The sequence below is a fragment of the Salinispora goodfellowii genome (assembly GCF_059570675.1).
This window is the reverse complement of record NZ_JCANTD010000015.1, coordinates 12,557-32,579: the sequence shown is the minus strand read 5'-3', so window position 1 is coordinate 32,579 and position 20,023 is coordinate 12,557. Positions and strand designations below refer to the sequence as shown.

Sequence of the window (20,023 nt, the reverse complement as noted above, 5' to 3'; positions counted from 1 at the left end):
GCGCCAGATGACGGGCCGGGCACCGGACGGGCCGGCCCTGCTGCCCAACTTCATCGCTGGTGAGTTCGTTGCCACTGGCCGTCGCTTCACCAAGCACAGCCCGGTCACCGGGGAGCCGCTCTTCGAGGTTGTTGCGGCGGATCAGGCCGGCGTGGACGACGCGGTGGCCGCCGCCCGTGCCGCGCTGCGCGGCCCCTGGGGCCGCCTCGGCGAACGAGAGCGCGCCGAGGTGCTGCTCCGGGTCGGCGACGAGTTGGAGCGCCGCTTCGATGACCTGGTCACCGCCGAGGTGGCCGACACCGGCAAGCCGATCTCGCAGGCCCGGACGCTGGACATCCCGCGCGGTGCGGCCAACTTCCGTGCCTTCGCCGAGATCGCCGCGACCACCCCGACCGAGTCATTCAGTACCCGCACCCCATCCGGTGGTCGGGCGCTCAACTACGCGCTGCGCAAGCCGGTCGGCGTGGTCGCCGTGATCGTCCCGTGGAACCTGCCGTTGCTCCTGCTCACCTGGAAGGTCGCGCCCGCGTTGGCGTGCGGCAACGCGGTGGTGGTCAAGCCCAGTGAGGAGACACCCGCCTCGGCGACCCTGCTCGCCGAGGTGATGGCCGCTGCCGGCGTGCCCGAGGGCGTCTTCAACGTGGTGCACGGCTTCGGAGCCGGCTCGGCGGGGGAGTTCCTCACCCGGCACCCCGACGTCGACGCGATCACCTTCACCGGCGAGTCGACCACCGGCGGAGCCATCATGCGGGCCGCCGCCGACGGGGTGAAGGCGGTCTCCTTCGAGCTGGGTGGCAAGAACGCCGGGCTGGTCTTCGCCGACGCCGACCTGTCGGCGGCGGTGGACGGCTCGGTACGGTCCAGCTTCACCAACGGTGGCCAGGTCTGCCTCTGCACCGAACGCATCTACGTGCAGCGTCCGGTCTTCGCGGAGTTCACCGCCCGGCTGGCCGAGCGGGCCGCCGAGCTGTCGTACGGTTGGCCCGTTGACGAGGCCACGATGAACATGCCGCTGATCTCGCCCACCCACCGGAAGAAGGTCCTCGGCCACTACGAGCTGGCCCGCGCCGACGGGGCGGAGGTCCTCGCCGGTGGGAGTACGCCCCGCTTCGGCGACGCCCGCGACGGCGGCGCGTACATCCAACCGACGGTACTCACCGGGCTCGGCCCGGATGCCCGGACCAACCAGGAGGAGATCTTCGGCCCGGTCGTGCACGTGGCGCCCTTCGACGACGAGGAGGAGGCGTACGCGCTGGCCAACGGCACCGAGTACGGCCTGGCGGCGGCGGTGTGGACCCGGGACGTGGGTCGGGCCCACCGGGCCGGTGCCCGGCTGGACGCAGGGATCGTCTGGGTCAACACCTGGTATCTGCGTGATCTGCGTACCCCGTTCGGCGGGGTGAAGTCGTCCGGTGTCGGCCGGGAGGGCGGCATTCACTCGCTGGGTTTCTATTCCGAGCTCACCAACGTCTGTGTGGACCTGACATGACTGTCGACTACGAGACCGCCGCCCGGGAGCTCATCGAGGCTCGGGAGAGCGGCAAACCCTGCCCTCCGCTGCGCGGGCGGCTCATCCCGGACGGCGACATTGACTCGGCGTACCTCGTGCAACAGGCGCAGGTGCGCCAGTGGCTGCGGCAGGGGCACCGGCGAGTCGGCGCCAAGATTGGTCTGACCTCTGCAGCGGTGCAGGAGAGCCTCGGCGTCTACCAGCCGGACTTCGGGGTGCTGACCGAGGTCACGGCGGTGCCCGACGGGGTGGAGGTGCCGCCTGGTCGGCTGCTCCAGCCCCGGGTGGAGGCCGAGATCGCGTTTGTGCTCGGCGCGGACCTGCCGGACGAGCGGATCACCACCGCCGACCTGACCCGGGCGGTAGATCACCTGTTGCCGGCGATCGAGATTGTGGACTCCCGGATCGCCGGCTGGGATATTGCCATCGTGGACACCATCGCGGACAACGCCTCCAGCGGGCTGTTCGTGTTGGGTACCACGCCCCGCCGGCTCGCCGATGTGGATCTGCGGCTCGCCGGCATGGTGCTGGAGCAGGCCGGCGAGCCGGTCTCGGTCGGTGCCGCGGCGGCCTGCCTTGGCAACCCGCTGCACGCGCTGGCCTGGCTGGCCCGGACCCTCGCCCGCTCCGGCGATCCGCTGCGGGCGGGCGACGTGGTGCTCTCCGGGGCGCTCGGCCCGCTGGTGCCGGCGACGCCCGGCGCCGCATATGAGGCGCGGATTTCCGGCCTCGGATCGGTACGTACCTGCTTCGCGAAGGAGGTCGAGGAGTGAGCGTCGGGGTGGCAGTGCTCGGTTCCGGGAATATCGGGACCGACTTGATGATCAAAGTTTTGCGGCTCAGCGACAGTCTGCGGATGGTCGCCATGGCGGGCATCGACCCGGACTCCGACGGGCTGGCTCGGGCCCGGCGACTCGGTGTCACCACCACCGCCGAAGGGGTGGCGGGGCTCGTGGCGCTGCCCGAGTTCGCCGATGTGGAGCTGGTCTTCGACGCCACCTCCGCCGGGGCGCACCGACACCACGACGCCGTGCTGCGCGCCCACGGTCGGACCGTGGTCGACCTGACCCCCGCCGCGGTCGGGCCGTACGTGGTGCCGCCGGTCAACCTGGACGAACACCTGCGGGAAGCCAACGTCAACATGGTCACCTGCGGCGGACAGGCGACCGTGCCGATCGTCGCCGCCGTCGCCCGGGTCAGCCCGGTCGCGTACGGGGAGATCGTCGCCTCGATCTCCGCGAAGTCGGCCGGGCCGGGCACCCGGGCCAACATCGACGAGTTCACCGAGACCACCGCCCGGGCGATCGAGGTGGTTGGCGGCGCCGAGTTGGGCAAGGCCATCATCGTGCTCAACCCGGCTGACCCGCCGTTGCTGATGCGGGACACCGTGTACTGCCTCTGCCCGGACCCGGATGCGGACCGCGCCGCGATCGCCACCGCCATCGCCGACATGGTCCGGGACGTACAGGAGTACGTCCCCGGCTACCGCCTGAAGCAGGATGTGCAGTTCGACCGGGTGGACAGCTACCTACCGGCGCTCGGTCGGCGCCTCACCGCCCTGCAGGTCTCGACGTTCCTGGAGGTCTCCGGGGCCGGGCACTACCTGCCCACGTACGCGGGCAACCTGGACATCATGACCTCGGCCGCGCTGCGCACCGCGGAGCGGCTGATCGACCGGCGGGTGGTACCGGCATGACCCAGCTCTACCTCCAGGATGTGACGCTGCGGGACGGGATGCACGCCATCGCCCACCGCTACACCGTTGACCAGGTGCGGACGATCGCCACCGCGCTCGACGTCGCCGGAATCGCGGCGATCGAGGTGGCGCACGGCGACGGGCTGGCCGGGTCGAGTGTCAACTACGGGCATGGTGCGGCGAGCGACGCGGAGTGGATCGCGGCGGCGGCCGAGGTGCTGACGTCGGCACGGCTGACCACGCTGCTGGTGCCCGGAATCGGCACCATCGCCGACCTGAGGGCGGCGCGGGACCTCGGCGTAACCAGCGTGCGGATCGCCACCCACTGCACCGAGGCCGACATCTCCGCCCAGCACATCGGTTGGGCCCGGGAGAACGGGATGGACGTCTCCGGGTTCCTGATGATGGCCCACATGAACGATCCGGCCGCGTTGGCGGGGCAGGCCAAGCTGATGGAGTCGTACGGGGCGCACTGCGTATACGTCACCGACTCCGGCGGTCGGCTGCTGATGTCCGATGTGGCCGAGCGCATCGACGCCTACCGTCAGGTGCTCGAACCGGAGACGCAGATCGGCATCCACGCCCACCACAACCTCTCGCTCGGGGTGGCGAACAGCGTGGTCGCGGTGGAGCACGGCCGGGTCCTCGGCGATGGGCCGCTGGACGCGCCGGCCGGCCGAACCGTCCGGGTCGACGCCTCCCTCGCCGGGCAGGGCGCGGGCGCGGGTAACGCGCCGTTGGAGGTCTTCGTCGCGGTCGCCGAGTTGCATGGCTGGGAGCACGGCTGCGATGTCTTCGCGTTGATGGACGCAGCCGAGGACGTGGTCCGGCCGTTGCAGGACCGACCGGTGCGGGTGGACCGGGAGACGCTTTCGCTGGGCTACGCCGGTGTCTACTCCAGCTTCCTGCGGCACGCCGAGCGGGCGTCCGAACGCTACGGCGTGGATGTCCGCTCGATCTTGGTCGAGCTGGGCCGGCGCCAGATGGTCGGCGGCCAGGAGGACATGATCGTGGATGTGGCGCTGGACCTGGCCGGCAAGGAGGAGACGTGATCGGAGCAGATATCGCCGGGATCGCCGGTCAACTGGTCGCGGCGGCCGACCGGGGTACGGCGATCGGCCAGCTCGCCGCCGAGACCGGGCTCGACGTCGATGCCGCGTACGCGGTGCAGGCCGAGTTGGTGCGGCGCCGGCTGGACCGGGGTGAGCAGCTGGTGGGCCTCAAGATGGGGCTGACCAGTAAGGCGAAGATGGCTCAGGTCGGGGTGGACGAGGTGATCTGGGGCCGGCTCACCGACCGGATGCGGGTCGCCGACGGCGGGACCGTCTCGGTCGGAGACTTCATCCATCCCCGGGTGGAGCCGGAGGTGGCCTTCCTGCTGGACCGGCAGCCCGAGCCGGGCGAGCCGGTCGCGGAGTTCGCCACCGCGGTCCGCGCGGTCGCCCCGGCCATCGAGTTGATCGACTCCCGGTATGCGGACTTCACCTTCTCGCTGCCGGACGTCATCGCCGACAACACGTCGGCGGGGGCCTTCGTGGTGGGGCCGTGGTGCCCGGTTCCGGACGGCCTGGACAACCTTGGCGTGCTGCTGGAGATCGATGGCCAGGTCGCCCAGGTGGGGTCGACCGCGGCGATCCTGGGTGACCCACGTCGTGCCTTCGACGAGGGGGTCCGCCTCGCCGGCCAGCACGGGGTTCGGCTCCACCCGGGCTGGGTCTTTCTGGCCGGCGCCGCGACGGCCGCCGTCGCGCTGCGACCCGGCGCGCACGTCCGTGCGGTGGTGGAGAAGCTCGGCGCCGCGTCGCTGCGGGCGGCGGCGTGACCGGCGGGGCGGCACCGGCGCTGGACCCCGGTGGGCGGGCAGCCGCCCGGGTCGTGGCCGGGAAGGCCGTGCCGCGTGGGGCCTTCCCGCACGTCAAGGTGGCCGGTGGCTTCATCTTCATCTCCGGCACCTCCTCCCGCCGCCCGGACAACACCTTCGCGGGTGTCGCCGTTGACGAGTTCGGCACCACCAACCTTGACATCCGGGCCCAGACCCGGTCGGTGATCGCGAACATCCGGGATCTGCTCGAGCCGGTCGGTGCCGGGCTGGCCGACCTGGTGCAGGTGACCAGCTACCTGGTCAACATGAACGACTTCGGTGGCTACAACGAGGTGTGGGCGGAGTTCTTCGACGCGAGCGGGCCGACTCGGACCACGGTGGCGGTCCACCAGCTACCGCACCCGCACCTGTTGATCGAAATGCAGGCCGTCGCCCTGCGCCCCGAAGGAGGTCCGTTGTGAGCGAGATAGCTGAGCCGTTCAGCTTCCCCGGTTGGATTGCGGATAACCAGCACCTGCTGAAGCCGCCGGTGGGCAACAAGGAACTGCTCCCCGGCAGTTCCGACTTCATCACCATGGTCGTCGGCGGGCCGAACCAGCGCACCGACTATCACGTCGAGCCGTACGAGGAGTTCTTCTACCAGGTCAAAGGAGACATGCACGTCAACCTGATGCTCCCGGACGGGCCGCAGACGGTGCACATCCGCGAGGGGCAGATGTGGATGCTGCCGCGCGCAGTTCCGCACTCGCCGCAGCGGCCGGAGGCCGGCTCGATCGGTTTGGTGATCGAGCGGGTCCGCGAGGAGGGCACCCTGGAACGGTTCCAGTGGTACTGCCCCGAGTGCGCCAACAAGGTGCACGAGGTGGAGTTGCAGGTCCGGGACATCGCCGCCGACCTGCCCCCGGTCTTCGCCGCCTTCTACGCCGACGAGGCGGCGCGGACCTGCGACAAGTGCGGCACGCTGCATCCGGGCAAGGGCTGATGGGTACCCCGGTCATCGATGTGCACTCGCACGCCGTACCGCGGGGTTGGCCGGACCTCGCCGCGGCCTGCGGTGGTTCTGGCTGGCCCTGGCTGCGGGTCGACTCCGAGCGCGCTGCGATGATCATGGTCGGTGAGCTGGAGTTCCGCCCGGTCGGCGCGGAGTGCTGGGACCCGGCGATCCGCTTGGCGGACATGGCCGCCGACGGCGTCGACGTGCAGGTGGTCTCGCCAACGCCCGTCTTCTTCTGCTACGACCGCCCGGCCGCCCAGGCCGTCAGGGTGGCGCGGATCTTCAACGACCGCATGCTGGAGATCACGGCGGCCGGAGCCGGCCGGCTGGTGCCGTTCTGCCAGGTGCCGTTGCAGGACCCGGAGGTCGCCAGCGCCGAGCTGGACCGCTGTCTCGCCGCCGGGCACGCCGGGGTGGAGATCGGCAACCACGTCGGCGACCTCGACCTGGACGACGGCGGCATCGTCGAGTTCCTCACCCACTGCGCCGAGGTCGGCGCGCCGGTCCTCGTCCACCCGTGGGACATGCCCGGCGGGCCGCGGCTGGATCGGTGGATGGCGCGGTGGCTTACCGGGATGCCGGCCGAGACCCACCTGTCGGTGCTGGCGATGATCCTCGGCGGGGTCTTCGACCGGGTGCCGGAGACGTTGCGGATCTGCTTCGCGCACGGCGGTGGCAGCTTCCCGTTCTGGCTGGGCCGCGCGGACAACGCCTGGCACCGTCGCGGAGATCTGGTCCGCGGCGCCTCGACCCGGCCCCCCAGCTCGTACGTTGACCGCTTCTTCGTCGACTCGGTGGTGTTCGAACCGGCGGCGCTGCGGCTGCTGGTCGACACGATCGGTGTCGACCAGGTGCTGCTCGGCAGCGACTATCCGTATCCACTGGGGGAGCGGCCGGTCGGTGCGGTCGTGCACCGCTCCGATTTCCTCACCCCGGACCAACGGGCCGGCCTGCTCGGCGGCAACGCGCTGCGCTTTCTCGCTGCCGGGGGGCAGGGCGAACCCACCGCGGCCGACCCGTACGGCCTGTCGGGGCAGCGGCCCGATCGGGCAGCGGGCAGGATTACGGCATGACCGAGCCGCACGATCTGACCGCATTGGAGCAGGCCGCCGCGATCGCCAGCGGCGAGCGGACCAGCCGGGAACTGGTCGAGCACCAGCTGACCCGGGTGGCGGCGCTCGGGGACACCGTCGGTGCGTTCGTCACCGTGACCCCGGAGCTGGCCCTCGCCGCCGCTGACGCGGCGGACGCCGTTCCGCGCACGGCCCGCGGCCCATTGCACGGCGTGCCCACGGCGATCAAGGATCTGACCCTCACCGCCGGTGTACGCACGACCTTCGGCTCCGCTGCCTTCGCCGACTTCGTACCGCCGGTCGACGCGGACGTGGTCCGCTTCATCCGGGCCGCTGGCCTGGTCAGCCTCGGCAAGACCACCACCTCCGAGCTGGGCTGCTCGCTCTACTCGGAAGGGCGGGTCGCCCCGCCGGCCCGTAACCCGTGGGATCTCGCCAACACCGCCGGCGGCTCCAGCGGTGGTGCGGCGGCGGCGGTGGCGGCCGGTCTCCTTCCGGTGGCCCAGGGCTCCGACGGCGGCGGTTCGCTGCGTATTCCGGCCTCGTTGTGCGGGTTGGTCGGCTACAAGCCCAGCCGTGGGGTGGTCTCCGGCGGTCCGGTCGGCTTCGGGGCCTACGGCCTGCCGACCAGCGGCCCGATCGGGCGGACCGTGGCCGACGTGGCCGCGTTGCTCGACGTGTTGGCGCAGCCGGTTCCCGGTGAGCCCTACCTGGCGCCGCCACCGCCGGCCGGGGGTTGGCTGGCGGCGGCCCGGACCGCCACGCCGGGCCGGCTGCGGATCGGCCGCTTCACCACCCCGATGCTCGCCGACGAGCCCGTCCACCCGGACTGTGTCGCCGCCGTGGACCAGGCCGCCGCCCTGCTCACCGCCGCCGGGCATGAGGTGGTCGAGGTGCCGCCGCCGTTGACGCCGACGGCGTGGCCGCTGTTCGAGACCGTCTGGTACGTGCTCTCGCTCGCCCCGGTGCCGCCCGAGCGAGAGAGTCAGCTACTGCCGTTGACCCGGTTGCTGCGGGACCGCGGGGCGGCGATCTCCGCTGCCAGCCTCACTGCCGCGCTCGGTGAGCTCCAGGCGCAGGTCCGGCTCGGGATCCGCCGGGCCGCCGGCTGCGATCTGCTGCTCTGTCCCACCCTCGCCGCACCGCAGGCACCAGTGGGCTGGTTTACCGATGTTCGTAACCCAGAGGACGACTTTGACCGTCAACGTCGTTTCTCACCGTATTGTGCAATTTTCAATGTCACGGGTGACCCCTCGGTGTCGCTCCCGGTGGGTACCACCGCCGACGGGCTACCGGTCGGGGTCCTCCTCAACGGCCGGCTGGGCAACGACGCGCAGCTGCTCGCCGCCGCCGCCCAGCTGGAGCAGCTCAGTGGGGGGTGGGATCGCCACCCCGCAATCTGGCGGGCGGTTGGCTCCGCTAACGTGAATACCACAAGCGGAGTCGGGGAATCGTCCACCTGACCGTCCACCCCGACCCGGATTCCTGGTCTCTCTTTCGCCTGGGGGCGTTGGGATTGTCTGTAACCGATACGTTGCTGGTCTTCGTCGGAATCCCGGCGGTGGCAGCGCTGGTAATCGCTGGTGTGGCATACGCCGCCAGCAGCCGCGGCGCTGGTGGCGGTGGCAAGCGCTACCGGCCCGGCCGGCCCTTCGACTTCACTCCGGTCTGGTTCCTGAGTAGTCCGGAGGTGCTGGCCGACTCGGCGGGCACCGTACTGACCGCCGGTGCCCAGGCGCCCGCGCTGACGGGCCGTAAGCAGGAGCAGGCCGGCCAGCAGGCGCCGGCCGGTGGAACCGGAGGCGCAAGTGACCGTTGGTGAGCTGCAGTCGTCGTCCGAGACGGCGGCCCCGCCGGAGCTGGACGGCCCGTTCTCGACCCGCCAGCTGCTCCGCGTTGACGAGGCCATGCGCTTGGCCGACGGGAGCACCGGGCTGACCTTTTCGATCTTCGTCGGTGGCCTCGACGAGCCGGTCCGGGAAGACGCCGAGCGGCGGCACCGCCAGCTCGCCGACCCCGACCGGTCGGTCCTGATCGCGATCTCGCCGAACCAGCGGCAACTGGAGATCGTCACCGGCCAGCACGCCCGCCGGCGCATCCCGGACACGTACGTGCGGCTCGCCGCGCTGTCGATGGTGGCCGCCTTCGGGGGCGGCGACCTGACCGGTGGCATCGTCACCGGCCTGGACCAACTGGCCAGCCACGCCGGTAAGGGCTGCTGACACCCCGGCAAGCACTCGGCCCGGGTCGGTGTGGGCGAACGCTCCACACCGACCCCGGGCCGTTGCGTGTCAGCCGCTTCGGGCGTCCCGCGCCCGGGCCTTGAGGGCCCGGATGACGCCGTCGCGGCCCTCGGCGACCAGCCGCCGCAGCGGTGCCGGTTGGCCCGCGCCGGCCAGCCAGCCGTCGGTCGCCGCCACGGTCTCCTCCTCAACCAGGTACGCCGGGTACGCCAGCAGGACGAACTCCTGCGCCGGCTCACTGTCCCGGCTGGCCCAGACCTGCGCGATGGTGGCGAAGTACCGCTCCCGGTAGGGGCGGACCAGCTCGACCTGCGTCGGGTGGGCGAAGCCCCGCAACAGTGCGCGGTGCCGCCAGTTCGGCAGCGGCTCCGGACCGGTCAACCGGGCCCAGACGGCTGCCTTGTTCTCCGGCGTGGGCACGAGCGCGTGCGCCAACGCGGCTTCCCGCTCGCCGCTCGCGGTGCGGTCGGAGGCCAGCTCCGCCTCGATGTCGTCGGGACCGGCCGCGCCGTTGGTCACCAGCGCGGTCAGCACCGACCACCGCAGCTCGGTGTCCATGCGCAGCCCGGACGGGACCCCGTTCCCCTCCAGCCAGCCCCGCAACGCCGCCAGGTCCTCAGCCGACCGAGCGGCGGAGGCGTACGCCCGAGCCCAGGCGAGCTGGAAGCCGCTGCCCGGCTCGGCGGCGGTGAGGGCGGTCTTCGCGGTGCGGGCCAGGTCGGCCCAGCCGCTCGGTGCCCACGTCGGGTCGGCGTAGAAGGTGAGGGCGGTGGTGACCTGCCGCAGGGTGGCGGTGACCAGGTTGATGTCGGTCTCGGCGGGGAGGCCGGCGAGCACCAGCGCCACATAGTCCCGGGCGGCCAGCTCGGCGTCACGGATCATGTCCCACGCGGCAGTCCAGCACAGTGCCCGCGCCAGCGACGACTCGAAGCCGGTGATGTGCTGCACCACGGTGGCCATCGATCGCTCGTCGAGCCGCAGCTTGGTGTAGGTCAGGTCGTCGTCGTTGAGTAGCAGCACGTCCGCGGCGGGAACCCCGGCCAGCTCGGCCAACTCCGTCGTCTCACCGACGACGTCGACCTCCAACCGCTGGCGACGGACCAGCCGGCCGTCGGTGCGGTCGTAGAGGCCGACCCCGATCCGGTGGGTACGCAGGGTCGGGTGGTCGGCCGGCGCCTCTTGGCGGACCACGACCCGCTGGTAGTTGCCGTCGGCGCCGATCGCCAGCTCCGGGCGCAGCGTGTTCACCTGGGCGGTCTCCAGCCACTGGGCGGCGAACTTGCGCAGCTCCCGCCCCGAGGCCGCCTCCAGCTCGGAGAGCAGGTCGTCGAAGGTGGCGTTACCCCAGGCGTGCTTGCGGAAGTACGACCGGAGCCCGGCCACGAACGGCTCCTCGCCCACATACGCGACGAGCTGCTTGAGCACGCTCGCGCCCTTGGCGTACGTGATCCCGTCGAAGTTGACCTCGACCGCCTCCAGGTCCGGCATCTCGCAGTAGACCGGGTGGGTGGAGGAGAGTTGGTCCTGTCGGTAGCCCCAGTTCTTGCGGACGGAGAGGAAGGTGGTCCACGCCTCGGAGAAGCGGGTCGCGTGGGTGTTGCACCAGTGGCTGGCCCACTCGGCGAACGACTCGTTCAGCCAGAGGTCGTTCCACCAGCGCATGGTGACCAGGTCGCCGAACCACATGTGCGCCAGCTCGTGCAGGATCGTGTTGGCGCGCTGCTCGTACTCGAAGTCGGTGACCTGCGACCGGAAGATGAACGCGGACTCGGCGTGCGTGACGCAGCCGAAGTTCTCCATCGCGCCCGCGTTGAAGTCCGGCACCCAGAGCTGGTCGTACTTGGGCAGCGGGTACCGAATGTCGAACTGGGCGTGGAAGAAGTCGAAGCCCTGCTTCGTGACCAGAAAGAGATCGTCGGCGTCCAGGTACTGCGCCATCGAGGCGCGAACGAAGACACCCAGGTCGATGCCGTCGTGGCTGTCCCGTACCTCGTGGTAGGGCCCGGCGCAGAGCGCGGTGATGTAGGTGCTCATCCGCACCGACTCCACGAAGTGGACCGTCTTGCCGCCCTCGCCGGCTGGCTCCTCCCGCTCCACCGGCATGTTGGAGACGACCTTCCAGTGCTCCGGCACGGTGGCATGCCAGGTGTAGACACTCTTCAGGTCGGGTTGGTCGAAGGCCGCGTAGACCCGTTGCGCGTCCGCCGTCTCGAACTGGCTGTAGAGGTAGGTCTCGCCGTCGACCGGATCCACCGTGCGGTGTAGCCCTTGACCACTGTTGGAGTACGCGAAGTCCGCGTCCACCACGAGGGTGTTCTCCGCGGCCAGGTCGGGCAGGGTGAGCCCCGCCTCCGCCGACCAGCCACCCAGCTCCAGCGGGGTGCCGTTCAGGGTGGCCGACCGGACCGAGTTCGCGGCGACCTCGATGAAGGTACTCGCACCCGGCTCACTGCACCGGAACCGGACCTCGGTCCGGGACCGGAACGTGTGGCCTTCGGCCTGCACGGCGCTCGACAGGTCCAGGTTGATGTCGTACCCGGTCACGTCGAGTAGCCGGCTTCGCTCAATGGCCTCCGCCTGCGTCAGGTTGCGCACTCCCGGCACTGTTTGTCTCCATCTCTCGTCTCACCGCACGCTGACCGCGGCGTCGTCGGGCAACCGCTCGTAGCGGTCGCGCGAATCGAGTCTTACACGCACCTGTGCCGGCGGGTGGGACAGGTCACGGTCTCTTTCCGTGTTGTGTCTGGGAACTTGCGGCGAGGATCGGGGCAGGCGTCGAAAACCGGCGCACCGGTTGTGAAGGGGCTTCACTGTGAGTGAGCGTGTCACCGTCGACATGTGGTTCGACCCGATCTGCCCGTGGGCGTGGATCACCTCTCGTTGGCTGCTGGAGGTCGAGCGGGTCCGGCCCGTGGAGATCCGCTTCCACGTGATGAGTCTGTCCGTGCTCAACGAGGGCCGGGACCTGCCGGCGGAGTACCAGGCGCTGATGAGGTCCGGATGGGGTCCGGTCCGGGTCTGTGTCGCCGCCGAGCAGCGGTATGGCACCGGGGCGCTGCGGGACCTCTACACCGCGCTGGGTAACCGGATCCATCTGCAGTCCGAGCAGCTCACCGGGGAGCTGTTCACCGCTGCCCTGACCGACGCCGGACTCGATCCGGAGCTGGCCGGGGCCGCCGGCAGCACCGAGTTCGACGAAGCGCTGCGCGCCAGCCACGAGGCGGGCATGCGGCCGGTCGGCACCGACGTCGGTACCCCCGTCATCCACGCCCCGGGTCCGGACGGGAAGCCGGTCGCCTTCTTCGGCCCGGTTGTCACCCCGGCTCCCCGGGGCGAGGCCGCCGGCCGGCTGTGGGATGGAGTCCTGCTGGTCGCCGGCACGCCGGGGTTCTTCGAACTCAAGCGCTCCCGTGAGCTCGGCCCCATCTTCGACTGAGTGCGAGGCGGGCCCCTGGCATCGCCGGGAGATGCCAGGGGCCCGCGGTACCGCCGGCGCCGGCGGGTTGCTCCGGTGCTCAGCGGGTGGGCCCGGACACCGGGGGTGAGCGATACCGGTAGCGTCAGCGGGCATGACGGTCGCCCATCCAATCGCCCGGGCCTGGATCACCACCGGTGGCACCGGCGCGCAGAACTACGACGAGTTCGCCGACGATGCGGAGATCACCTCGATCATTGAGGTGAATCCGCACAGCGCCCTCGGCATCGAGATGCCGCATCGGGCCCCGGAGAGCCGGGGGAAGGCATTTCTCGACGCGCTCCCGGAGGCGGTAGCCCGGCTTGCCGAGGCGAAGGAGGCGGGCAGCTACACCCCCGCCGAACAGGTGGTGGTCCTCTACCGGATCAGCGCCCCGCAGGAGGAACCCGGGTACGGGCTGTTCGTGATGGTCGACACCGACCAGATCTCCACCAGCGCCGCCGAGCCGGGCCTGGTCATCCGCAACGAGGATGTCTTCATCGCCAAGGTGCGCGAGCGGGTGGCCTTGGCCGAGGCGCTGGAGCATCTGCTGTCGCCGGTGCTCCTGCTGCAGACCGGCCGGGGCGACGAGCTGCACACCGCCCTCGCGGCGGCGGCCGACCGGGCCGGGGTGCCGGCGGCGACCGACACCGACCAGACCGGACGGACGCACGCCATCTGGCTGGTCGGCCCGGGCGAGCAGCAGGACGAGCTGACCGCTCTGGCCGGCGGTGGCGAGTTGGTCGTCGCCGACGGCAACCACCGTAGTCTGGCGGCCCAGACCGGCGGGCTACCGCGCTTCCTGGCCGTGGTCACCACGCCGGCCTCGGTCGCCATCGCCCCGTACAACCGGTTGGTTGACGAGCTCACCACCAGCCCAGCTGAGGTGATCGACCGGCTCCGCGCGGCCGGCGCCCAGGTCGAGCCGATCGACGGCCCGGTTGAGGTCCCGGCGGCCGGCGGCACCATCCACCTCCGGCTTCCCGATGCGGCGTACGCCGTACGCCTGCCCCCGGTCGGCGCGGGGCGCCTGGAGAACCTGGACCATGCCCTGGTCGAGCGGTTGCTGCTGCGGGACACGCTGGGGCTGGACCCGGGCGACAAGCGGATCACCTACGTCGGCGGCGACTACCCGGCGAGCTGGCTCACCGGTGAGGTTGACGCCGGCCGCGCCGAGCTGGCCGTGCTCGTCGCACCGGTGACCGTGGACGACTTCGTCGCGGTGAACCTGGCGCGGGAGAAGATGCCCCGCAAGAGCACCTGGTTCACCCCGAAGGCCCGTGGCGGCCTGGTCGTCGCCGAGTTGCTGTCCGGACCGGGCGGAGGGTAGGCATACTCACCCGGGCTGTCTGACGTCTTCCCGGACTGTGCTGAAGTTGTCTCCGACCGACCCGCGAGCGTCGGTCGGAGACGAGCCCTGTCAGACTGCCCGGTATGCGTGTCTACCTGGGATCCGACCACGCCGGTTTCGAGCTGAAGGCGCACCTGGCCAACCACCTGGCCAAGGAGGGGTACGACGTGGTTGACGTCGGCCCGCAAGCCTACGATCCGGACGACGACTACCCGGCATTCTGCCTACACACCGGCGACCGGGTGGCTACCGATCGGGGGAGCCTCGGCGTGGTCATCGGGGGCTCCGGCAACGGTGAGCAGATCGCCGCGAACAAGATCGACGGTGTTCGGGCCGCGCTGGCCTGGAGTATCGAGACCGCGCACCTGGCCCGGGAGCACAACAACGCCAACATTGTCGCGATCGGCGGGCGGCAGCACACCCTCGATGAGGCCACCGCCATCGTCGAGGCGTTCCTGACCACCCCGTTCTCCGAAAAGCAACGGCACACCCGCCGCATTGACCAGGTGGCCGACTACGAGCGCACCCGGAAGCTTCCAGACCTGCCCTGAACCGGGTCGTCACCGACGGGGGAGGTCCGCGCGCGGAGTCCAGTTCCGGCGGACCAGGACTACCTGGGCCTCGGCCTCCGCCAGGTCCTGCTCCGTCGGTCGGGTGGCGTCGCGGGCCCGCATCGCCGCGGTCACGCTCAGCTGCGACGAGCCCGAGCCGACCAGGCTCCGCAGCCCGCGTTCGCTCTCCTCGGCGCCGCCCCGGCGGACCCGGGACGGCTGGCCGCCGTTCTGCCCCCCGGCAGTTGTCCGGGCCGGGCTCGGGCTCTCGGCGGTGCGGTCAGCGGGTTGCCGGTGCCGCCGCCGTCGTCGTTCCACGTCACCCATCAGCCGACCGTACCCCGCGGCGTCAGAAGATCTCCATGGCGGCGGGAGCCCGTTGCCAACCGAAGGCCGGACCGGCGGCGGCTAGGGCGCCGGGCCGCAGTTCCCGAACCCGGCCGGCAGCGGCTAGTTGACCAGTTCGGTCCCGCCCAGGTACAGCTCACCGAGGGCCCGGATGTCGCAGGCCAGGTCGGCTGCGTGTTGAGCCGGCGTGGTTCGTTGAGCAGCCGCAGCAGCGGGTCGTCCAGCGCCATGCCGCGCAGGGTGAGCCGGCGGGTCAGGTCGAGGGCGAGCAGCAGGCGCCACATCGCCAGCTGGGCGGCCGGATCGCTGTCAGCCGGAGGCGGCCTTCAGCGGCGGTGGGACCGGGTAGGCGTAGCTCGGCGGTCTCACACTCCACCACCAACTGCTGGCAGGCCAGGCCATAGCCGAAGCGAGGGTAGATCCGCCCTTCGCTGGCCCACAGCAGCGCGACCGGTTCCGGGCCGACATCGCGTACGTCGCGGAGCTGCCGCCGCATCAACTCGGTGAGCAGGCCACGGCGGCGGTCGCCACCAGCTCGGTGTTGTCGCGGACGATCAGGGTGCGCTCGGGCTCCTGGATGCTCTGCTGGATGGCCCGCGACTCGGCGTCCATGCTGCGGTGGAAGAGGGTGCCGAGCAGCTCACCCAACTCCTCGAGATCCTCGGTATGAGCGACACCGATGTTCGGTACGAAGGTCATGTCTTCGTGTCTAGCGCACCACGTCGGGTCGGTTGGCCCCGGTGGTCCGTAGCGGACGCATATGTGTGTACTGGCTACCCTCGATAGTCAGACGGGGCCCGCCGGTTCCCGTCTGGTCCAGGGGAGGGACGACATGGCCGACCAGACGCAACCGTGGGCCGAGCGGACCGTGGAGGTGCCGCCGCAGCCCGGAGTCGAGGTGCCGCCGCAGCCCGGGGTCGAGGTGCCGCCGCAGCCGGATGCCTTCCAGCGGGGGGTGGCCTCGGTAGGGCAGACCGGTGCCCGTCGGACCACGCCGTTTCCGGTGGTCGGGGAGGAGGCCGGGGCGGGCTGGCCGGCGGCGCGGGCTTCGCGTCGGCCGATGAGCTGGCATCTCGCGCAGCTCCGCCCGGGCCGGGAGTGGAGCGCCGGCGGAGCGCTCTTCGCGTTCGTCTGTTGGGGGATCTGGGCGATTTCGGGTGGCGGTAACCTCGCCGCACCACTGTTGATCTTCCTGTTGAGTCTGCTGGTCGCGGTCGGGCTGTTCGCTCTCGCCCGGCTCGTTGGCCGGGTGGTGCTGGAGCAGCGTCTGGGCCGGGTGCGACGTGGCGCCCGTGGCGCGCACCTGGTGACGGCTGTCTTTCTCGTCAGCCTCGGCTTCGGGTGGCTCAAGCAGACCGAGTGGGTGGTGTCGTTCTGGAGCTGGATTACCAACAGCTGACGGGGTGGGTTCTCCTTCCGCTGACTTGAGTCGGCGTTGAGTGGGGCTCGGGAGAATCGGTCGGCTCAGCTTGGCGCCGGATTCGAGGAGCCCCTTGACGTACACATCAGTGGCCAGGCTGGTGGCCGCGGCGGACCTTGCGCAGCTTCCTGCGTACGGGAACCTGGGTCGGCTCTTGGCCGGTTGTACCGAGGAGGGTGTCGACCGCGCCGCACACGTTGAGGGTGTGGCGGGTTGATGGGTTGGCTCCGGCGAATCACGTCCGAGGTGGCGTTCGGCCTGAGCCTGTTCGGGGCGTCAGTCATCGGAATGGATGCCCGGGAGATTCTGCGGGGCGGTCGGGCCTGGTGGGGCGAGGCGGGGCCAGCGGGTGGTAGCGGCGGCCGGGGAGTCGATGCCATCCCGGCCGACGGGTTTCCCCCGCTCGTTGGGGGGCCGCCGGCTGGCGCGTCCAGGCCGGGGCGGGTTCTCGAACAGCCGCCACCAGGTCACCCGGAGCGGCTCGTCCCAGATCAGCCCCTCACCGACGAAGAGCGGCGGGTCTGGCGTCAGTTGTGGTGATCGTCCGGCCCCACGCGCTGCGGGTAGCGGTCAGCTGCCCCGCGGTGGCCTCGAGCGCGGGTCGGCAGCGCGGCCCTGACCGGTCGAGCAGTCGTTGTCTCGTGCCGCTCCGGGCGCAACCGCATTGAGTGTTGCCGACGGGGGTGGTGACTGCTACGGTTTCACGTGTAAGAAAAAATTGACACATGAAGGGGTTCTGTTGCAGTGAGCGGACCGGCCGGAGACGACCTGGTCGAGATGCTGGCGGCGTTGGCCAATCCGATTCGACTACGCATAGTCGCGACCTTGGCCGGCCGTCGTGACTACGTGAGCCAGTTGGCCCGCGAGATTGGAGTGAGTCGTCCACTCCTGCACATGCATCTGCGGCGGCTGGAAGCGGCAGGTCTGATCACCGGCCGACTCGAGCTCTCCGACGATGGCAAAGCCATGAAGTACTACGAAGTCACCGACTTCGACCTGCACCTGACCGCATCGGCGGTGGCCGAGGCGGCCCAGACCCTCACCCGGCTGGACCCAGGAAAGGGTCCCGCAGCCAAGGAGTCAACGTAATGGACCCGCTTGGAGGGGAAATGTCCTGGCCAGCGACAGTCTTCCTGCTGGTCGTGGTCATCGTGGCGGCCTTCCTGGTCGCCCTGGTCATCGTCGGGCTGTTCGAGGGCCGAAAAGAGAAGCGGGCAGCCGCTCGAGCAGACGACCTGCGTCAGCTCGTGCACCGGTTCGAGAAGCTCGCCGAGAACACCCTCGACGCCCAGCAGCGAAGCGCCGTTGACCTCGCCGAACTACGAACCCGCACGGCATCGATCGAACACATACTACGCAGCGTGGATTGAGGGGAAGCGATGAAAGGAATCCGGTTCTACGCGTACGGCTCGCCCGAGGTCCTCACCCTTCAGGATCTCGACATGCCCGCCGTCGGCGACGACGACGTGCTGATCCGGGTGCGGGCGGCCTCGGTCAACCCCCTGGACTGGCACCTGATGCGCGGTACCCCGTACATCACCCGGGCGCAGGGCGGGGTATCCCGCCCCAAGTCGAGCACGCTCGGTGCCGACCTGGCCGGGCAGGTCGAGGCAGTGGGCAGCAACGTCACCACGCTCCAGGTGGGAGACGAGGTGTTCGCGCTGAAGCAGGGGGCGTTCGCCGAGTACGTCACGATGCGCCACGACGCCGGAGTGCTGAAGAAGCCGGCCAGCCTGACCCTGGAGCAGGCCGCTTCCGTGCCGGTCGCCGCCCTCACCGCGTACCAGGCGTTACGCCACCACGGGCGGCTGCAACCCGGCCAGCGGCTCCTGGTCAACGGTGCGGCGGGCGGGGTGGGCACCTTCGCCGTGCAGATCGGCAAGGCGCTGGGAGCCGAGGTGACCGGGGTCTGCAGCAGCCGGAACGTCGAGCTGGTCCGTGACCTGGGTGCCGACCACGTCATTGACTACACCAAAGAGGACTTTACCCGCAGCGGACAACGCTACGACGTCGTCCTCGACAATGTCGGGAACCATCCGCTCCTCGCCTGCCGACGCATGCTCACCCCGCGGGGAACACTCCTGATGAACAGCGGTTCGGGCGACGGGCTTCTCGGCCCCCTGGCTCGCGTGCTCCGCGGGTTGGCCCTGTCGCCGTTCGTCCGGCAACGCCTGGTGTTCTTCGTGGCGAGCCCCAACCGGGACGACCTGGCAGCGCTCTGCGACCTTTTCGAATCCGGGAAGGTCACCCCGGTCATCGACCGGACCTACTCCCTGAGTGAGGTGCCCAAGGCGATCAGCTACCTCGAGGAAGGCCACGCCCAGGGAAAGGTCGTCATCACCGTCTGACCGGCCGATCCGCCCTCGTTCGACGTCGCACCGCACTCCGGCCCCGGTCCGATCACGAGAGTACGAGGAACGTGGGGACCGCGACCAGCACACCCACGACGGCTCCGGCGAGGACCTGGCTGGTGCTGTGATCGCGGAGCCGGACCCGCGACCAGGCGACCAGCACCACGACCGGGACGACGGCGAGCAGCGCCGGGCCGAAGACGTTGATGAGCACCCCAGCGGAGCCGGCCGACACCGCGGCATGCGCACTGAGTTTCCACACCTGGTTGATCCCGGTGGTGACCAGCAGGACCGCGAACATCACGACAACCATCGCGATGAGCGGCCGTGGCGCACCCAGCAAGACCAGCACGGCGAGACCGGCGAGTACGGAGAGCAGCCCGTAGACCAGCGGCCGGCGGCGCTGTTCCCGTACGCCGATGTGGTGATCGGTGAGCGTGCCACGGCGTAAACCGAAGTAGATGAGTGGAACCACATGGGGCCGACTCACCGGGAGGGCAACGTGAGCCGGAGCGCCGCGAACACCGACGACCGACGCAGCGAGGGTACCGCCGGCACGGTCGGCGGGCGACGGGGCTCCTGAGACGGGCCTTCGCCGCGTCAAGCCGCCAGGCGGAGGACGCCCACCGGGTCAAAGCGCCAGCTCAGCCCGAAACGTCGGCCGTACGGTTGAGGGCCCCTCGTCGCACGACATAGGAGAGCGTGAAGCCCGTCAGCAAGACCATCAGCAACGGCAACAAACTGACTTCCTCGGACATGTCAACCAACAGCGGCGTCTCGGCCTCGCTGCGCACCCCACCCAGATCCTTGACCGCACCGGTCAGCATCGCGGGCAACCAGTGCAGGGCGTACTCCCGGGGGGCGTCCGCCGAGCTGAACCTCATTACCACAAACGCAACCAGCGCCGCGTTAATCGCAATGGCACCACCAATCACGCCGACGACGGTCGCATGGAGTGAGTGCGAGTGTCGCACCAAGCTTGCGGTGGAGAAGAGGACCGCAGCCCAGAGCGCGGCGGCCAGCGTTACCGCCAGCGAACGCGTACCGAATGGGCCCGTGATCACCGTCAGCGCTACTACCGATGCGGTAAGGGCCCCCAGCATGGGCAGAAGTCGCCAGTGTCGCCGCTTGGCCAGCCTCCCGCCAAGCAGGACGGCCGTCGCTAACAGCGCAACCACGACCCCGGTGTAGAGCAAGTCGTCGGACATGG

23 protein-coding genes and 1 pseudogene are annotated in these 20,023 nt (G+C 70.4%); 19 read left to right on the top strand and 5 right to left on the bottom strand.

Features of this window, described 5'->3' with window-relative positions:
• Positions 1–7 precede the first annotated feature (7 nt).
• Genes T398_RS15560 through T398_RS15510 form a run of 11 tightly spaced genes read left to right on the top strand, consistent with a single transcriptional unit; the run spans position 8 to position 9,317 of the window.
• Positions 8–1,489: a 2-hydroxymuconic semialdehyde dehydrogenase gene (locus T398_RS15560; RefSeq protein ID WP_496447831.1), complete on the top strand. Its 1,482-nt coding sequence runs from the start codon at positions 8–10 to the stop codon at positions 1,487–1,489.
• Complete coding sequence (locus tag T398_RS15555) at positions 1,486–2,283, top strand: 2-keto-4-pentenoate hydratase (protein ID WP_018216671.1); 798 nt, start codon at positions 1,486–1,488, stop codon at positions 2,281–2,283. Before T398_RS15560 ends, T398_RS15555 begins: the two co-directional genes overlap by 4 nt.
• Positions 2,280–3,206: an acetaldehyde dehydrogenase (acetylating) gene (locus tag T398_RS15550; protein ID WP_496447702.1), complete on the top strand. Its 927-nt coding sequence runs from the start codon at positions 2,280–2,282 to the stop codon at positions 3,204–3,206. Before T398_RS15555 ends, T398_RS15550 begins: the two co-directional genes overlap by 4 nt.
• Positions 3,203–4,258 carry a 4-hydroxy-2-oxovalerate aldolase gene (dmpG, locus tag T398_RS15545; RefSeq protein ID WP_496447701.1) on the top strand — a complete coding sequence of 352 codons (1,056 nt, stop codon included), beginning with the start codon at positions 3,203–3,205 and terminating at the stop codon, positions 4,256–4,258. Before T398_RS15550 ends, dmpG begins: the two co-directional genes overlap by 4 nt.
• Entirely contained in the window at positions 4,255–5,028 is a 774-nt protein-coding gene (locus tag T398_RS15540) for a 2-keto-4-pentenoate hydratase (protein WP_496447699.1), read from the top strand. Before dmpG ends, T398_RS15540 begins: the two co-directional genes overlap by 4 nt.
• Positions 5,025–5,489: a RidA family protein gene (locus T398_RS15535; protein ID WP_496447697.1), complete on the top strand. Its 465-nt coding sequence runs from the start codon at positions 5,025–5,027 to the stop codon at positions 5,487–5,489. Before T398_RS15540 ends, T398_RS15535 begins: the two co-directional genes overlap by 4 nt.
• Positions 5,486–6,010 carry a 3-hydroxyanthranilate 3,4-dioxygenase gene (locus T398_RS15530; RefSeq protein ID WP_496447695.1) on the top strand — a complete coding sequence of 175 codons (525 nt, stop codon included), beginning with the start codon at positions 5,486–5,488 and terminating at the stop codon, positions 6,008–6,010. The genes T398_RS15535 and T398_RS15530 overlap by 4 nt, the downstream gene beginning before the upstream one ends.
• Positions 6,010–7,095, top strand: a complete 1,086-nt coding sequence (locus T398_RS15525; RefSeq protein ID WP_496447694.1) for an amidohydrolase family protein — start codon at positions 6,010–6,012, stop codon at positions 7,093–7,095. Before T398_RS15530 ends, T398_RS15525 begins: the two co-directional genes overlap by 1 nt.
• A complete protein-coding gene (locus T398_RS15520; protein ID WP_496447692.1) occupies positions 7,092–8,558 on the top strand; it encodes an amidase in 1,467 nt (488 codons plus the stop codon). Before T398_RS15525 ends, T398_RS15520 begins: the two co-directional genes overlap by 4 nt.
• Positions 8,559–8,611: 53 nt before the next feature.
• The gene (ctaJ, locus tag T398_RS15515; protein WP_496447690.1) at positions 8,612–8,917 is read left to right on the top strand and encodes an aa3-type cytochrome oxidase subunit CtaJ; all 306 of its coding nucleotides are present in this window, start codon (positions 8,612–8,614) and stop codon (positions 8,915–8,917) included.
• Positions 8,904–9,317: a DUF5130 family protein gene (locus T398_RS15510; protein ID WP_496447688.1), complete on the top strand. Its 414-nt coding sequence runs from the start codon at positions 8,904–8,906 to the stop codon at positions 9,315–9,317. Before ctaJ ends, T398_RS15510 begins: the two co-directional genes overlap by 14 nt.
• 69 nt (positions 9,318–9,386) lie before the next feature.
• On the opposite strand, the gene pepN is transcribed toward T398_RS15510, so the two are convergent.
• On the bottom strand, positions 9,387–11,933 hold the full coding sequence (pepN, locus tag T398_RS15505) for an aminopeptidase N (RefSeq protein ID WP_496447829.1): 2,547 nt from the start codon (positions 11,931–11,933) through the stop codon (positions 9,387–9,389).
• Positions 11,934–12,150: 217 nt separating this feature from the next.
• Between pepN and T398_RS15500 the strand changes: the two genes are divergently transcribed.
• The 3 genes from T398_RS15500 to T398_RS15490 all read left to right on the top strand — a co-directional run bounded on the left by T398_RS15500 (position 12,151) and on the right by T398_RS15490 (position 14,694).
• The gene (locus T398_RS15500; RefSeq protein WP_496447687.1) at positions 12,151–12,774 is read left to right on the top strand and encodes a mycothiol-dependent nitroreductase Rv2466c family protein; all 624 of its coding nucleotides are present in this window, start codon (positions 12,151–12,153) and stop codon (positions 12,772–12,774) included.
• Positions 12,775–12,907: 133 nt separating this feature from the next.
• Positions 12,908–14,122 (top strand): DUF1015 family protein, encoded by a 1,215-nt coding sequence (locus T398_RS15495; protein WP_496447685.1) that lies wholly within the window; start codon positions 12,908–12,910, stop codon positions 14,120–14,122.
• A 104-nt stretch (positions 14,123–14,226) separates the two neighbouring features.
• Entirely contained in the window at positions 14,227–14,694 is a 468-nt protein-coding gene (locus T398_RS15490; protein WP_496447684.1) for a ribose-5-phosphate isomerase, read from the top strand.
• A gap of 9 nt (positions 14,695–14,703) precedes the next feature.
• Here the strand turns inward: T398_RS15490 and T398_RS15485 are convergent, their stop codons facing one another.
• Together T398_RS15485 and T398_RS15480 are read right to left on the bottom strand one after the other, a co-directional pair.
• A complete protein-coding gene (locus tag T398_RS15485) occupies positions 14,704–15,021 on the bottom strand; it encodes a hypothetical protein (protein WP_496447682.1) in 318 nt (105 codons plus the stop codon).
• Positions 15,022–15,043: 22 nt separating this feature from the next.
• Positions 15,044–15,741 (bottom strand): annotated as a pseudogene (locus T398_RS15480) (GNAT family N-acetyltransferase).
• A gap of 133 nt (positions 15,742–15,874) precedes the next feature.
• On the opposite strand from T398_RS15480, the gene T398_RS15475 reads away from it, so the two are divergent.
• From T398_RS15475 to T398_RS15455, 5 genes are all read left to right on the top strand, one after another.
• Positions 15,875–16,441 carry a hypothetical protein gene (locus tag T398_RS15475; protein WP_496447680.1) on the top strand — a complete coding sequence of 189 codons (567 nt, stop codon included), beginning with the start codon at positions 15,875–15,877 and terminating at the stop codon, positions 16,439–16,441.
• Between the two features lie 237 nt (positions 16,442–16,678).
• Positions 16,679–17,002: a DUF6059 family protein gene (locus tag T398_RS15470; RefSeq protein WP_496447678.1), complete on the top strand. Its 324-nt coding sequence runs from the start codon at positions 16,679–16,681 to the stop codon at positions 17,000–17,002.
• Positions 17,003–17,206: 204 nt separating this feature from the next.
• On the top strand, positions 17,207–17,551 hold the full coding sequence (locus tag T398_RS15465) for an ArsR/SmtB family transcription factor (protein ID WP_496447676.1): 345 nt from the start codon (positions 17,207–17,209) through the stop codon (positions 17,549–17,551).
• A 20-nt stretch (positions 17,552–17,571) separates the two neighbouring features.
• Positions 17,572–17,832: a hypothetical protein gene (locus tag T398_RS15460; protein WP_496447828.1), complete on the top strand. Its 261-nt coding sequence runs from the start codon at positions 17,572–17,574 to the stop codon at positions 17,830–17,832.
• A gap of 9 nt (positions 17,833–17,841) precedes the next feature.
• Complete coding sequence (locus T398_RS15455; protein ID WP_496447675.1) at positions 17,842–18,810, top strand: NAD(P)-dependent alcohol dehydrogenase; 969 nt, start codon at positions 17,842–17,844, stop codon at positions 18,808–18,810.
• Between the two features lie 52 nt (positions 18,811–18,862).
• On the opposite strand, the gene T398_RS15450 is transcribed toward T398_RS15455, so the two are convergent.
• Both T398_RS15450 and T398_RS15445 read right to left on the bottom strand, forming a co-directional pair.
• A complete protein-coding gene (locus tag T398_RS15450) occupies positions 18,863–19,303 on the bottom strand; it encodes a hypothetical protein (protein WP_496447674.1) in 441 nt (146 codons plus the stop codon).
• A 154-nt stretch (positions 19,304–19,457) separates the two neighbouring features.
• Positions 19,458–20,021: a hypothetical protein gene (locus T398_RS15445; protein WP_496447673.1), complete on the bottom strand. Its 564-nt coding sequence runs from the start codon at positions 20,019–20,021 to the stop codon at positions 19,458–19,460.
• Positions 20,022–20,023: the final 2 nt, after the last annotated feature.